The organism is Micromonospora sp. RB23 (assembly GCF_053585025.1).
Genome location: NZ_CM132111.1, coordinates 1715963 through 1730098 on the forward strand (window position 1 = coordinate 1715963; position 14136 = coordinate 1730098).

A 14136-nucleotide genomic window follows, 5' to 3' on the forward strand; every position below is an offset into this window, starting at 1 on the left:
ACCTCTTGATCACCGGGGGTGGGTGGGGAGGTGGACCGTGAAGGTTGAGCCTTTCTGGGGTTGGCTTTCGGCCTTGACCGTGCCCTGGTGGGCTTCTACCAGCTTGCGGACTATGGCCAGGCCCAGGCCGCTGCCGCCGGTCTGCCGGCTGCGGGACTTCTCCGCCCGCCAGAAGCGGTCGAACACCCGGGGCAGGTCCTCGGCGCTGATGCCGCTGCCCGTGTCGGCGACGGCGATGGTCACCTGCCCGTCGGCCGTCCCGGCGCTGATCGTGACGCTGCCGCCGGCCGGAGTGTGGCGTACCGCGTTGCCGACCAGGTTGCCGACGACCTGACGCAGTCGCACCGGGTCGGCGTACACCTGCGGGTCGGCGTCGACCCGCAGCGCGAGCGTCACGCCGGCCCGGCCGGCCTGCACGCGGTACGCCTCGGCCACCTGGCCGAGCAGGTCGGCGAGGTAGACCGTCTCGGGGTGCAGCCGCAGCGCGCCCGCCTCGGCCTCGGCGAGATCCTGAAGATCGGCGATCACGTGTTGCAGCAGGGTCGCCTCCTCCAGCAGCGACGACACCAACCTCCGGTCCACCGGCGCGACGCCGTCCTCGGCGGCCTCCAACCAACCCCGGATCGTGGTGACCGGGGTCCGTAGCTCGTGGGCGATGTCGCTGACCATGGCGCGACGGAGCTGTTCGAGGCGTTCGCGCCGCTCGGACATGTCGTTGAACGCCTCGGCCAGCCGGGCGATCTCGTCCCGGCCGGTGACGCGGACGCGGGCGGATCCGTCACCGTCACGCATCCGCTGGGCGGCGCCGGTCAGCGCGTGCAGCGGCCGGGTCAGCCGTACGCCGGCGAGCACGGTGACGCCGACGGTCACCAGCAGCACGAGACCGGCGACCGCCACGATGCGGGCCTGGTTGGCGCGGGACAGGTCGAAGGTCGTGGCGGGGCGACCGCCCGGGTCGCTGACGAACAGGGTCGCCGCCGGGGCGACGTACGGGAGGAGTTGCTCCCGCCGGCTGGTGCCCACACAGGCGTTGACCGCCCGGCCCTGGCCCTGGTCGATCTCCGTGACGTTCCGACGGCTGCTCGGCGCGGGGGTGGACCGCGTCGTCCAGGTCCAGTCCAGGTCGACGGTCACGGGCGCGATCTTGCGCCGGGCCAGGCAGGTGTTCACCAGCGCGTTGAGCTGCGCCAGCGCCTTGCGTTCGGTCGCTGTCGGCTTCGCCAGGTCCCTTCGGAGCTGCTCGCAGGAGGCTTTGTCGCTCAGGTCGGTGCCGGGGGTGGCGATCCGTGGGCGGCCGGTGGACCCCTCCTCGACGACGGCCGCGATCCTGGGCCGCACCCGCAGGCACAGGACGGCCTGGTCCGCCATGTCGCGCAGCGTCCGGCGCTCGTTGGCCGGGAGCAGGTACGGGCCGGCGGCGCGGGGGTCGATGCGCGCGGCGTCGACGGTTGCGGGGGAGCTCGGGGTCAGGGCGGTGTCGACGGCGAGCGCGTCGATGGTCGCGGACGGCTTGGTGGGCAGCGGGCCGCCCTGCGGTGCCGAGTCGGCGAGCGGCGTGCCCGATTCGGTGGTCAGGGTGATGCGTCGGCCGACCTGCTCGGCGAGCGGTCGCAGGGCGGTGTCGACACCGTCCCAGCTCGGGTGGGTCGCCGCGTAGCCGATCAAGGTGTCGTAGATGCGGGCGTCGTCGGCGAGTGCCTGGCCCTGTTCCTGCCGGATCGCACCGGTCGTGGTGCGGACGGCCAGCCAGGCCGTGGCCGCGATCGAGCCCACGGCGATGAGGACGGCCAGCGCGAGCAGCCGGAGCAGCAGGCTGCGGTGCAGCGGCACGTCACGCCGCATGGTGGCTCACCTCCGCCAACTTGTAGCCGACGCCGTACACGGTCAGCAGGCGGGTCGGTTTACGCGGGTTCGGCTCGATCTTGCGGCGCAGGTTCATCACGTGGACGTCGACGGTCCGGCCGGTGATGTATTTGTCGAAGCCGTGCAGGTGGCCGAGGAGTTGGTCGCGGGTGAAGGCCCGCCCCGGCTGGGTGGCCATCGCCTGGAGCAGTTGGAACTCGCCCGGCGTGCAGTCCACGCGTCGTCCGTCGGCGCGTACCTCGTGCCGGACCGGGTCGACGTGCAGGGCGCCGACGCGCAGCACCGGGTCGGCCGCGCGCGTCGTCCGCTGACTCCGGCGCAGCAGCGTCCGCACCCGGGCCACCAGCTCGCGCGGACTGTACGGCTTGGTCATGTAGTCGTCGGCGCCCAGATCGAGGCCGAGCAGCAGATCGTCCTCGGTCGCGCGGGCGGTCAGCATGAGCACGGGCAGGTCGGATTCACGGCGCAGGATGCGGCAGACGTCCAGACCGTCGACCTTGGGCATCATCACGTCGAGGATCAGCAGCTCCGGTGGGTGCTGACGGACCTGCTCCAGCGCGGCCCGCCCGTCGCCGACGACGACGACCGTGTGCCCCTCCCGTTCCAGGTAACGGCGGACCAGTTCGGCCTGCTTCTCGTCGTCCTCGGCTATCAGCACCCGCGCATTCACGGCAGCGACTGTACGTGCCCCGGGCCGAGGTGAAGAGCCGCCAGTGACGTCCTTGAGCTGGGACTACCGGATGAGGACCGCTTCCTGACAGGTCTCTGACAACTGTCCGTGAGGCTGCCGCCATGACGAACGCACCACGACGAGTCGGGCTCGTCGCGCTCACCCTGTTCGCCACGGTCCTGGGGGGTTGCGGCGGCGCCAAGTCCGACGACGCCGCAGGCGCGGCCGATGTCGCATCCATCGCCACGGGTTCCGCCACGCCCACCTCAGGCGGGTCCACCTCCGGCGGGTCCGCAACCGGTCGCCCGCAGCTGCGTATGGACATGACCGAGGCGGAGGAGGACGACCTCTGGTACACGTACAAGGTCTGTCTGCGGGACAACGGCGTGCGGGAGATCAAGGAGCGCTCGGCGGCAGCTACCGCCGAGGGCAAGCGCGTGATCTCCCTCGACCAGAGCGGCGAACCGAAGGCGGCGTACGTGGCGTGCGCCAACAAGCTGCCTCTTCAGCCACCGGAGATGGACGAGGAGAAGAACCCGAACTACGCGAGCCAGTACAACGACTACGTGCAGTGTCTGCGCGGCCGCGGCCTGAAGATCCACGCGCTACCGGACGGCTCCGGCTGGACGTACGACGACGGGGTCGCAGACCCGTTCGGCGGTCTCCATGGTGAGGCCTACGACAAGGCGGAGAAGGAATGCACGTTGGAGTCGTTCCGTGGCTAGAAGTAAGCCGTTCCGGCGGGCCACGGTCCTGGTGGCGCTGGCGACCGTGGTGGTCGTCGTCGGTGCCGGAGTCGCGGTGCTGACGCTGCGTCGCGGTGGCGCGGACGCGGCGGCGAGCGCACCGCCGGCGCTGACGACGACCAAGGTCATCCGCACCGACCTGTCGGACAGCCGGTCGCTCGACGGCACGTTGGGGTTCGGCCCGGAGCGCGTGGTCAAGGGCGCGGGCGAGGGTGTCGTCACCCGCCTGCCGACGGTCGGTGACACGGTCGCCCGGGGCAAGCCGCTCTACTGGGTCAACGACCAGCCGGTACCGGTGCTGTTCGGCGACACCCCGCTCTTTCGTACCCTCGACAAGCCCGGCCTGGTGGGCAGCGACGTGCTGATCGTGCGGAACAACCTGAAGGCGCTCGGATACGTCACCGGTACGCAGCCGACCCGGGCCAAGGACGGCACGAAGATCCCCGCAGGACAGGCCCTGCTCACCGACACCCTGGTTGCCGCGATCAAGAAGTGGCAGCAGGCGCTCAACCTGCAACCCACCGGCCGGATCGAGGCCGGGCGGGCCGTGGTGCTGCCCGGGCCGGTCCGGATCAGCGCGGTGAAGGCGGCGCCGGGTGACCCGGCCGCCGGTGAGCTGGTGGCCGTCACCGAGAAGGTCAAGCTGGTGACCGTCGCGGTGGAGGCGACCGAGGTCGGCAGCATCCGGGTGGGCGCCACGGTCGCGATCACCCTGCCCGACACCACCGAGAGCCCCGGTCGGGTCGCCTCGATCTCGCACACCGTCGACGGCGGCGGTCCGGACTCCGGCGCGGGCCAGGCAAGTCCGCCGAAGGTGAACGTCCTCGTCACACCGACCAAGGCGGCGGACGTCGCGAAGCTGGACGCGGCGTCGGTCCGGGTCACGTTCACCACCAACACCCGCAAGGGCGTGCTGGCCGTCCCGGTCGGCGCGCTGGTGGCGCTCCGCGAGGGCGGGCACGCCCTGCAACTGCCCGAGGGCGGGCTGCTGGCCGTGGAGACCGGGATGTTCTCCCGGGGGCTCGTCGAGGTCAGCGGGAACGGCGTCACCGAGGGACTCACGGTGGTGACCGCCGCGTGAGCACCGTCATTCCCTTTCCGGTCCGGGACGCGCCGACCGAGGTGATCCCGGCGTACCCGAAACCGGTCCTGCAACTCGACGGGGTGAGCCGGACGTACCCGGGCGGCGTCACCGCCCTGGACGACGTCTCGCTGACCGTGCGCGAGGGAGAACTCCTCGCCATCGTCGGACCGTCCGGGTCCGGCAAGTCGACCCTGCTGAACATCATGGGCACCCTCGACCTGCCCACCAGCGGGCGGGTACGCGTCGCCGGGCAGGAGGTCACCGACCTGTCCGACCGGCGGCTCTCCGCGCTGCGGGGCCGGTGGCTCGGCTTCGTGTTCCAGCAGTTCCACCTCGTCGGAGGGCTCGACGCCGCCGAGAACGTCGCCACCGGGCTGCTCTACGCCGGCGTACCCCGTCGTCGCCGTCGCCGCACGGCCATGGACGCGCTGGCCCGGGTCGGCCTGGCGCACCGCGTCGACCACCTGCCGCACCAGCTCTCCGGCGGGGAACGCCAGCGGGTGGCAATCGCGCGGGCGCTGGTCAACGACCCGGCGCTGGTCCTGGCCGACGAGCCGACCGGCGCGCTGGACACCGCCAACGGCGAGGCGGTCCTGGCGCTGCTGCTGAGCCTGCACGCGGAGGGCACCACCATCGCCGTCATCACCCACGACCGGGACCTCGCCGCCCGTACCCCTCGACAGGTGGACATCCGCGACGGGCGGATCGTCTCCGACACGCGTGACAGGACCTCCGCATGAGCACACCGACAGCGGTACCCGGCGGCCGACCGCCCCGGCTCGCCCCGGGCGACGTACTCCGGCTCGGTCTGCTCGGGCTGACCAGCCGGCGGATGCGGGCGGTCCTGTCCGCCCTGGGCATCTCCATCGGCATCGCCACGATGATCGTCGTGGTGGGCATCCCCGCGTCCAGCCAGCGCGACCTCATGAACCAGCTCTCCGCGCTCGGCACCAACCTGCTGCGCGCCGAGCCCGTACCGGACCAGGACCCGCCCGTGCTGCTGCCGCAGGAGTCGGTGGCGATGGTGCAGCGGATCGGGCCCGTCGAGACGGTGAGCGCCGTCGCGAACACCCACGTGACGGTCCGCCGCAGCGACGTGATGGACCGGTACGACACCTCGGGGCTGACCACCCTGGCGACCCGACCGGATCTGCTGGACACCGTCAACGGCCGGGTCCGCGCCGGCCGCTTCCTCGACGACGGCACGGCCCGGTTGCCGACCGTCGTCCTCGGCTACGTGGCCGCGAGCCGGCTCGGCTTCGCCACCGTGGACCCGGCCCAGCCGCCCCAGGTGTTCATCGGCGAGCGGTGGTTCACCGTGATCGGCGTACTCGATCCGCTGCCCATCGCCCCCGACCTGGACCGGTCGGTGCTGGTGGGCTGGGACGCGGCCCGGGACCTGCTCGGCTTCGACGGCCACCCCACCGTCGTGTACGTGCGGGCCCGCGAGGACGCGTTGGAGGACGTCCGGGCCGTCCTGCCGGCGACCCTCGACCCGCAGTTGCCCGGACTGATCCAGGTCAGTCGTCCCTCGGACGCGCTGGCCGCGAAGCGGGCCACCGAGAACACGTTCTCCGCGCTCTTCCTCGGCCTGGCCGCGGTGGCGCTGCTGGTCGGCGGGATCGGGGTGGCCAACACCATGGTCATCTCGGTGCTGGAACGCCGCCGGGAGATCGGTCTGCGCCGGGCGCTCGGCGCGAACCGTGGTCAGATCCGGGTGCAGTTCCTCACCGAGTCGGTGCTGTTGTCCGTGCTCGGCGGGGCCGCCGGTGCGGTCCTCGGCGTGCTCGGCACGGCCGGGTACGCCGGTTACCAGGGCTGGCCGCCGACGATCCCGATGACCTCCGTCATCGGCGGCATCGCCGGCGCCCTGCTGGTCGGAATGGTGGCGGGCGTCTACCCGTCGATCCGCGCCGCCCGCCTCACCCCCACCGAAGCGCTCGCTGCCCCGTGATCACTTCTGCCGCTGGGCACGCCAGCGGGACAGGGCCAGGGTCGCGGAGTAGCCGGCCAGGACGATCACGTGGAACACGTACAGCCACAGGAGCACGGCCACGCCCGCGCCGATCTCGTCGAAGCCGCCGAACGGCACGCCCAGGTCCAGCGGCAGGGACGCGAACAGCACGAACCCGTGCAGGAATCCGGAGAGGTTGGCCGCCGTGAACGACCCGATCCCGACGGTGGAGAGCCAGTCCGGCGACGCCGGCCCGACCACCCGGAACACCCACACCAGCACCGGTGTGAGCACCAGCCAGACCGCCAGGAAGGACAGCACCACGCCCAGCGCGCCGACCCAGCCGCCCTGGCGCACCAGGCGGGTGGTGAGCGGCAGCGCCAGCAGGATCGACAGCAGCAGGGCGGGGGCCGGCGCGAGCAGCGGCAGCAGCAGCAGGCGCCCCCGCCACCCCACCAGGTGCTCGTCGGAACGCGGCGCCGCCACCGACACGAACGCCCGGCGCAGCCCCTCGCCGTACAGCGACGCGGGCAGCAGTGAGGCGAGCGCCAGCAGCGGGGTCAACTGCACCCCGGCGTCGACCAGCGCGGCCACCGCCCGGGGCGCGCCGATCGCCGTCGGCAGCGCCTCCACGGCGTACGACGTGAGCCGGCGTACCCGGTCGTCGCCGGCGATCAGCGAGGTGAGCCAGAGGGCCAGCAGCGCCACCGGGACCACGGCGATCGCCCCGTAGAAGGTGATCGCGGCGGCGTGCAGCGACAGGTCACGCCCACGCACCGGGCGGAACGCGGCACTGATGATCCGTTTCGCGCGCTGCCATCCGCTGCCCATCGGGTTCTCCTTCCCTGTCGGCGGGGCGGTCACTCCTTAAGATCGCCGGTCATGACTGTTGTCACCACCGAACGCCTCATCCTGCGCGATTGGACCGACGAAGCGACGGACCTGGCCCGGATCTACGACATCTACTCGCGCCCGGAGATCACGCGCTGGTTGGGTGTGTCACCGGGTCTGCCGATGGTGGAGCCGGGTCAGGCCGCCGAACGGCTCCAGATGTGGCGGGACCGGCACGCCGCCGACGCCGGCCGGTACGGCACCTGGGCGATGGAGGTGCGCGACACCGGGCAGGTGGCCGGGACCATCCTGCTCAAGCCGCTGCCGGGGCGCGACGAGACACGGCGTACCGACGACATCGAGGTGGGCTGGCACCTGCACCCCGACTCGTGGGGGCGCGGCTACGCCACCGAGGCGGCCCGTGCGCTCATCGCCCGGGAGTTCGCCGCCGGCACCCCGCGGATCTACGCGGTCGTGTCGCCGGGCAACGAGCCGTCGATGGCGGTCTGCCGACGACTCGGCATGGCGCACGTGGGCCGGCGCACCGACTGGTACGGCGGTGAGGAGTTGGAGACCTTCGTCCTGGCCGCCCCGGGCGGCTGAGCCCCCGGGCGCCTCCTTCCGAGTTCCACACCACGTAGAGCCGTATACCGCACGGTCATCTTGATGACGCTGAGGCATACGGCTCACCGTCGTGCCCGGCGCCGGGCTGCGAGCAAGCCCATCAATAGTCACGCCGGTCGAAGTGTTGACGCTCCCGTAGCACGTCAGTAACCTTTGGCCAAACTCGTGCAAGATTTCGACAAAGAGGTGCTTGGTTTTATGCATCTCCTCGGAAATCTCCGCGCCACCACTCACCTCCACCCGCGGTCACCCCCGCCCGCGGCCACCGTCCCCCGACGACAGGACAGTCATGAGACGACGAGCGACACCGTTCAGGATGGTGGCGACGACAGTCGCGGCCACGCTGATCGCGACGGCCCTCGCGAACCCTGCCCTCGCCGCCCGCCCCGCCGACGAACCGGCCGCCGCCAGCAGCGCCTTCGCCGCGGCGGCCACCAATCTCGCCCTGGGTCGTCCCACCCAGGAGAGTGGCCACGCCGACGTCTACGACTCGTCGAGGGTCGTCGACGGCAACGCGGGTAGCTACTGGGAGAGCGTCAACAACTCGTTCCCCCAGTGGGTGCAGGTCGACCTCGGCTCGTCACAGTCGGTCAACCAGGTCGTACTGAAGCTGCCCACCTCGGGCTGGGGCGCTCGTACCCAGACGTTGAGCGTGCGGGGCAGCGCCGACGGTTCGTCCTTCACCGACCTGGCGGGGTCGCGGACGTACACCTTCGACCCGGCGAGCGGCAGCACCGCGACGATCAACTTCAGCTCGACCGCCACCCGCTACGTCCGGATCACCATCACCGCCAACAGTGGCTGGCCGGCCGGGCAGCTCTCCGAGCTGGAGGTGTACGGCAGCGGCGGCACCACCGGTGACACCACCGCGCCGAGCGTCCCGGGGACGCTGTCGCAGAGCACGTCGGGCAGCACGATCACGCTGAACTGGGGTGCGTCCACCGATTCCGGCGGCAGCGGCCTCGCCGGCTACAACGTCTACCGGGGCGGCAACCTGATCGCGACGCTGGGCACCGTCCTCACCTACCAGGACAGCCAGCCGGCGACCGCGACGGTGTCGTACTACGTCCGCGCCCGCGACGGCGCAGGCAACCTGTCCGGCAACAGCAACACGGTCACCCGTACCGGCAGCAACCCGCCGGCCTGCACCAACGTGGCGCAGGGCAAGAGCATGACGGCGAGCGGCTCCACCTTCACCTTCACCCCGGACAAGGCGAACGACGGGCAGCTCGCCACCTACTGGGAGGGCGCGGCCAGCTACCCGCAGAACCTGACCGTGGCGCTGGGCGCGAACCACTCCATCTCCGGCGTCACCGTCAAGCTCAACCCGGACCCGTCCTGGGGCACCCGTACCCAGACGATCCAGGTCCTCGGCCGCGACCAGGCGTCGTCGTCGTACACCAGCCTGGTTCCGGCGGCGGCCTACCAGTTCGTGCAGGGCGTCAACACGGTGACCATTCCGGTCAGCGCGACCACGGCGGACGTGCAGTTGCGGTTCACCGGCAACACCGGCGCGCCGTCCGGCCAGGTAGCCGAGCTGGAGGTGTGCGGCACCCCGGCCCCGAACCCGGACCTGGTCGTCAGCTCGGTGACCTGGTCGCCGTCATCGCCCAGCGAGGCCAGCGCGGTCACCCTCTCGGCCGTCGTGCAGAACATCGGCTCGGCGGCGGCCGGAGCCACCACCGTCAACTTCAGCCTGGCCGGCGCGGTCGTCGGCAGCGCCACGGTGGGTGCGCTCGCCGCTGGCGCCTCGACCACCGTGTCGTTCAACGCCGGCACCCGGCCGATGGGCAGCTACGCCGTCGCGGCGACGGTCGACCCGACCAACACCATCGTCGAGCAGAACAACGGCAACAACACCTTCACGGCGGCGTCGCCGCTGGTGGTGGCACAGGCCCCGGGACCCGACCTCCAGGTGCTGGGCATTGCCTCGAACCCGCCGAACCCGGCCGTCGGGGCGTCCGTCACGTTCACCGTGTCGGTTCGCAACAGGGGCACCGCCGCGACCGGCGCGACCACCGTGACCCGGCTGGTGGTGGGCGGCACCACGCTCAACACCAACACCGCCTCGATCGCGGCCGGCGCGACGGTCACCGTGGTCGTCAGCGGTAGCTGGACCGCCACCAGTGGCGGCGCGACCATCACCGCCACCGCCGACGCCACGAACGTGGTCGCCGAGACCAACGAGAGCAACAACGCCCTCAGTCAGTCCATCGTGGTCGGACGTGGAGCGGCCGTCCCGTACGTCTCGTACGAGGCGGAGGCCGGTCGTTACTCGGGCACGCTGCTGGAGGCCGACCAGCTGCGGACCTTCGGGCACACCAACTTCGCCAGCGAGTCCTCGGGGCGCAAGTCGGTACGCCTCACCAGCACCGGCCAGTTCGTCGAGTTCACCTCGGCCAACCAGGCCAACGCGATCGTGGTGCGCAACTCGATCCCGGACGCGCCCGGTGGCGGCGGCATCGAGGCGACCATCAGCCTCTACGTCAACGACGTGTTCTCCCGCAAGCTGACCCTGTCGTCCAAGCACAGCTGGCTCTACGGCAACACCGACGGGCCGGAGGCGCTGACCAACACGCCGCAGGCCGACGCCCGTCGGCTGTTCGACGAGTCGAACGCTCTGCTGTCCCAGTCGTACCCGGCCGGCACCCGCTTCAAGTTGCAGCGCGACTCGGGCGACACCGCCTCGTTCTACGTCATCGACATGATCGACCTGGAGCAGGTCGCCCCGCCGGCGAGCCAGCCGGCCGGCTGCACCTCGATCACCGCGTACGGCGCCGTCCCGAACGACGGGCTCGACGACACCGCCGCCATCCAGCGGGCCGTGACCGACGACCAGAACGGCGTCATCAGCTGCGTCTGGATCCCCGCCGGTCAGTGGCGGCAGGAGCAGAAGATCCTGACCGACGACCCGCTGAACCGGGGCATGTACAACCAGGTCGGCATCAGCAACGTCACCATCCGGGGCGCCGGCATGTGGCACTCGCAGCTCTACACCCTGACCGAGCCGCAGAACGTGGTGGGCGGCATCAACCACCCGCACGAGGGCAACTTCGGCTTCGACATCGACAAGAACGTCCAGATCTCCGACATCGCCATCTTCGGCTCCGGCCGGATCCGCGGCGGTGACGGCAACGCCGAGGGCGGCGTCGGTCTGAACGGTCGCTTCGGCACCGGGACGAAGATCAGCAACGTCTGGATCGAGCACGCCAACGTGGGCGTCTGGGTGGGCCGCGACTACGACAACATCCCCGACCTGTGGGGGCCGGCCGACGGGCTGGAGTTCAGCGGCATGCGGATCCGCAACACGTACGCCGACGGCATCAACTTCAGCAACGGCACGCGCAACTCGCGGGTGTTCAACTCGTCGTTCCGCACCACCGGCGACGACGCGCTCGCCGTCTGGGCCAACCCGTACGTCAAGGACCGCACCGTCGACATCGCGCACGACAACCACTTCGTCAACAACACCATCCAACTCCCGTGGCGGGCGAACGGCATCGCGATCTACGGCGGCTACGACAACTCGATCGAGAACAACCTGGTCTACGACACCGCCAACTACCCGGGCATCATGCTGGCGACCGACCACGACCCGCTTCCGTTCTCCGGAACGACGCTGATCGCCAACAACGGCCTCTACCGCACGGGCGGCGCGTTCTGGAACGAGGACCAGGAGTTCGGCGCGATCACCCTGTTCCCCGCGACCCGGGACATCGTGGGAGTCACCATCCGGGACACCGACATCATCGATTCGACGTACGACGGCATCCAGTTCAAGAACGGCGGCGGCAACATGCCGAACGTCGCCATCACCAACGTACGTATCGACAAATCGAACAACGGTGCCGGCATCCTCGCGATGGGCGGCGCACGCGGCAACGCCAACCTCACCAATGTGACGATCACGAACTCGGCCGACGGCAACATCGTCGTCGAGCCGGGCTCGCAGTTCGTCATCAACGGCGGCTGACCGGCCGGTTTCCATGAAGTCGGGGTGTCCGCGGCTTGCGGACACCCCGATTTCCATGAACGCGAGTCGATCAGGTCCTCCCGCGGACCGTGGGCGAACGGGTCAGGCGGCCGGCACCGGTGCCAGGGCCGCCGCGAGGGCCTCGGCGTTCTTCTTGTCCACCCGAGGGAAGGTCAGGGTCACGCCGTCGCCGGCAGCGCCGAAGGCGATGCGCAGCAGGCTCACGATGCCCATCTTCGCCTCGGCGAGTGCGACGTGTTCCCGGGGCACCTCGCCGAGCACACCCGTGCCGGGCCCGCCGAAGAAGGTCTGCGGCAGGAAGATCAGCCGCCGGTCGGTGAGGACGACGAACTGCTTCTTGGTCCGCGACAGTGCGTGGCCCACCGCCCCGGCGCCTGCGTTGATCAGTCCCTGCGCGACGATCGTCCCGAGTCGACCGGCCGAGTAACTGCCGACCAGCGCCCGGGTCGCGGTGACCGGCTGTTCCCCGGGTTGCAGGATCGACGCCACCCGCTCGAACGCGCGCGTCTGAAGTTTCTGGTTCATGTGGTCCCCTCCGTGTTTGACCGTGACCGCCGCTGATGCTCGCGGAGCAGGACACCCTGGGCCATCCGACGAACAGGCGCATGATCATGACGGTCGGGCGGGTCACCCGCAGTGAGGGGCCAGCCCGCAGGGGCCGTCGTGGGCGTCGGGCCGCCGGCACCGGCCCGCGCCGCCGAGCCGGGCGTCACAGAACACTCGGGTACGCAGAAACTGCGCGTCCTCCTCGCTGAGCGTCGTCTCCCCGAAGTCGAGGACGGTGACGTGACCGAGCGAGTCGGCCAGCGCCACGGCCAGGGCGGTGACGTCGTCGAGGCTGGTCAGCGTGGTCGGCAGGTGGATGATCCACCGTGGCGCGGTCATCGCGTCCACCGGCAGAGCCACCGTGGCCGGGCCGCACCACGCCGCCGGTCCGGGCAGGGCCAGCGCAGCCCACAGGTGCAGTACCGACCCCACCGTGCCCAGTTGCGGCGATGCCTCGGTGTCAGCGGCACCAACCCGACCTGCCTGCCCATCACACCCACCTTTCTCGCGCCTGTTCACACTCTGGTGTGGACGCGACTACGTTCGGAAGGTGGTGAGCGCCCTCAGCGCCGGGTGTGCCGATTCGCCGAGACGCGGTGATGGCCGGTGGTGATGGGTGGGTGAGATGTGGTGGAGGTGTGATGGACAACGGCCCGGCTTCGACGCTGGAGTTCCTCGGGGCGGAGCTGCGACGGGCTCGCCGGGAGCGTGGCCTGAGCCAGGAGGAGTTGGCACAGCGCATCAGCTACTCGTCGTCGCTGGTGGGGATGGTGGAGATCGGTCACCGGACGCCTTCGCAGGACTTCATCGCCCGGGTCGACGGGATACTGGAGGCCGGTGGGCTGTTCGAGCGGTTGCTCACCCTGGTCCGGGCCGACGCGGCCCCGCCGTGGTTCAGAGAATGGATCACCGTCGAACGGGAGGCGACCATGATCCGCTGGTTCGAGCCGTCCCTGATTCCCGGGCTCCTACAGACCGAGGCGTACGCCCGGGCGGTGCTGCGCGGCGGGGGGATGCTGCGGGAGCCGGAGGTCGAGCAACGGCTCGGCTCACGGATGGACCGGCAGTCGGTGCTGAGCCGGGAGCACCCGCCGGAGTTCGTGGCCGTGGTCGACGAGGCGGTGCTGCGGCGGGCGATCGGCGCACCGGCCGTGATGGTGGCGCAGTTCGAGCACCTGCTCCAGATCACCGAGCAGCCCCACGTGGACCTGTACGTCGTGCCGGCCGAGGCGGGCATGCATGCCGGGTTGGCGGGCCCGTTCATCCTGGCCCGGACACCCGACAGCGGTGAGGTCGCGCACCTCGACACCGCCGTGCGCGCGCACGTCACCGACCGTCCGGAGGACGTTGATAACCTTCAGCGCAGATGGGAGAGCCTGCGGGGCGAGGCGTTGCCCCGGCGGGCCTCACGGGAGCTGGTACGGGAGTTGGCGAAGTCATGGACCTGACCGGCGCGGTGTGGCGCACGTCCACCCGCAGCGACAACGGCGGCGCCACCTGCGTGGAGGTGGCCACCAACCTGTCGCACCTGGTCGGCGTGCGCGACAGCAAGGACCGGCACGGGCCGGTGCTGGCCTTCACCCCGTCGGCCTGGACCGCCTTCATCGAATTCACGGTGGTCAGCCAACCCTCGCGATGACCGCAGACCGCTTCCGTACCGCAGATCTTGGACACTTCCCGTTCCGTCCTGACGGTAACTGTCCAAGATCTGCGCGTGCCGCGCGAATCTGGTGCGTGATCGCTGGCGGACTCGGTGTGCGATGCCGCGCTGCGCGGGCTGCGGTGGCTAGGCTGACCTGAGCAGGATGGTCCGCTGAGGGGGTG

The 14136-nt window shown here is 70.8% G+C and carries 13 protein-coding genes; 8 read left to right on the plus strand and 5 right to left on the minus strand.

Translation table 11 applies throughout. From position 1 onward, the window contains the following. Positions 1–9: 9 nt before the first annotated feature. Positions 10–1842, minus strand: a complete 1833-nt coding sequence (locus ACTFTM_RS07995) for a HAMP domain-containing sensor histidine kinase (protein ID WP_449565183.1) — start codon at positions 1840–1842, stop codon at positions 10–12. Next, positions 1832–2533, minus strand: coding sequence for a response regulator transcription factor (locus ACTFTM_RS08000; RefSeq protein WP_449565184.1), 702 nt, complete (start codon positions 2531–2533; stop codon positions 1832–1834). The genes ACTFTM_RS07995 and ACTFTM_RS08000 overlap by 11 nt, the downstream gene beginning before the upstream one ends. Positions 2534–2655: 122 nt before the next feature. Here ACTFTM_RS08000 and ACTFTM_RS08005 point away from each other — a divergent pair, with 122 nt between their 5' ends. The 4 genes from ACTFTM_RS08005 to ACTFTM_RS08020 are packed head-to-tail and all read left to right on the plus strand — an operon-like array spanning position 2656 to position 6317. Further along, positions 2656–3258: a hypothetical protein gene (locus ACTFTM_RS08005; RefSeq protein WP_449565185.1), complete on the plus strand. Its 603-nt coding sequence runs from the start codon at positions 2656–2658 to the stop codon at positions 3256–3258. Beyond that, positions 3251–4360 carry an efflux RND transporter periplasmic adaptor subunit gene (locus ACTFTM_RS08010; protein WP_449565186.1) on the plus strand — a complete coding sequence of 370 codons (1110 nt, stop codon included), beginning with the start codon at positions 3251–3253 and terminating at the stop codon, positions 4358–4360. The genes ACTFTM_RS08005 and ACTFTM_RS08010 overlap by 8 nt, the downstream gene beginning before the upstream one ends. A gap of 44 nt (positions 4361–4404) precedes the next feature. Then, complete coding sequence (locus ACTFTM_RS08015) at positions 4405–5103, plus strand: ABC transporter ATP-binding protein (RefSeq protein WP_449566572.1); 699 nt, start codon at positions 4405–4407, stop codon at positions 5101–5103. Continuing rightward, entirely contained in the window at positions 5100–6317 is a 1218-nt protein-coding gene (locus ACTFTM_RS08020; RefSeq protein WP_449565187.1) for an ABC transporter permease, read from the plus strand. Before ACTFTM_RS08015 ends, ACTFTM_RS08020 begins: the two co-directional genes overlap by 4 nt. Here the strand turns inward: ACTFTM_RS08020 and ACTFTM_RS08025 are convergent, their stop codons facing one another. After that, positions 6318–7148: a YhjD/YihY/BrkB family envelope integrity protein gene (locus ACTFTM_RS08025; protein ID WP_449565188.1), complete on the minus strand. Its 831-nt coding sequence runs from the start codon at positions 7146–7148 to the stop codon at positions 6318–6320. Between the two features lie 51 nt (positions 7149–7199). Here ACTFTM_RS08025 and ACTFTM_RS08030 point away from each other — a divergent pair, with 51 nt between their 5' ends. After that, the gene (locus ACTFTM_RS08030; RefSeq protein WP_449565189.1) at positions 7200–7751 is read left to right on the plus strand and encodes a GNAT family N-acetyltransferase; all 552 of its coding nucleotides are present in this window, start codon (positions 7200–7202) and stop codon (positions 7749–7751) included. 337 nt (positions 7752–8088) lie between these two features. After that, positions 8089–11745 carry a CARDB domain-containing protein gene (locus ACTFTM_RS08035; RefSeq protein WP_449565190.1) on the plus strand — a complete coding sequence of 1219 codons (3657 nt, stop codon included), beginning with the start codon at positions 8089–8091 and terminating at the stop codon, positions 11743–11745. A 102-nt stretch (positions 11746–11847) separates the two neighbouring features. Here ACTFTM_RS08035 and ACTFTM_RS08040 read toward each other — a convergent pair whose 3' ends face one another. After that, positions 11848–12291 carry a hypothetical protein gene (locus ACTFTM_RS08040; protein WP_449565191.1) on the minus strand — a complete coding sequence of 148 codons (444 nt, stop codon included), beginning with the start codon at positions 12289–12291 and terminating at the stop codon, positions 11848–11850. A gap of 102 nt (positions 12292–12393) precedes the next feature. Further along, positions 12394–12744: a hypothetical protein gene (locus ACTFTM_RS08045; protein ID WP_449565192.1), complete on the minus strand. Its 351-nt coding sequence runs from the start codon at positions 12742–12744 to the stop codon at positions 12394–12396. Positions 12745–12953: 209 nt separating this feature from the next. Between ACTFTM_RS08045 and ACTFTM_RS08050 the strand changes: the two genes are divergently transcribed. After that, complete coding sequence (locus ACTFTM_RS08050) at positions 12954–13760, plus strand: helix-turn-helix domain-containing protein (RefSeq protein ID WP_449565193.1); 807 nt, start codon at positions 12954–12956, stop codon at positions 13758–13760. Then, the gene (locus ACTFTM_RS08055) at positions 13751–13951 is read left to right on the plus strand and encodes a DUF397 domain-containing protein (RefSeq protein WP_449565194.1); all 201 of its coding nucleotides are present in this window, start codon (positions 13751–13753) and stop codon (positions 13949–13951) included. Before ACTFTM_RS08050 ends, ACTFTM_RS08055 begins: the two co-directional genes overlap by 10 nt. Positions 13952–14136 lie beyond the last annotated feature (185 nt).

Bases quoted from the DNA above. Each gene is read 5' to 3' on its own strand.
- ACTFTM_RS08005 (WP_449565185.1), top strand. From the start codon at position 2,656: ATGACGAACGCACCACGACGAGTCGGGCTCGTCGCGCTCACCCTGTTC.
- ACTFTM_RS08035 (WP_449565190.1), top strand. From the start codon at position 8,089: ATGGTGGCGACGACAGTCGCGGCCACGCTGATCGCGACGGCCCTCGCG.
- ACTFTM_RS08030 (WP_449565189.1), top strand. From the start codon at position 7,200: ATGACTGTTGTCACCACCGAACGCCTCATCCTGCGCGATTGGACCGAC.
- ACTFTM_RS08040 (WP_449565191.1), bottom strand. From the start codon at position 12,291: ATGAACCAGAAACTTCAGACGCGCGCGTTCGAGCGGGTGGCGTCGATC.
- ACTFTM_RS07995 (WP_449565183.1), bottom strand. From the start codon at position 1,842: ATGCGGCGTGACGTGCCGCTGCACCGCAGCCTGCTGCTCCGGCTGCTC.
- ACTFTM_RS08050 (WP_449565193.1), top strand. From the start codon at position 12,954: ATGGACAACGGCCCGGCTTCGACGCTGGAGTTCCTCGGGGCGGAGCTG.
- ACTFTM_RS08055 (WP_449565194.1), top strand. From the start codon at position 13,751: ATGGACCTGACCGGCGCGGTGTGGCGCACGTCCACCCGCAGCGACAAC.
- ACTFTM_RS08025 (WP_449565188.1), bottom strand. From the start codon at position 7,148: ATGGGCAGCGGATGGCAGCGCGCGAAACGGATCATCAGTGCCGCGTTC.
- ACTFTM_RS08020 (WP_449565187.1), top strand. From the start codon at position 5,100: ATGAGCACACCGACAGCGGTACCCGGCGGCCGACCGCCCCGGCTCGCC.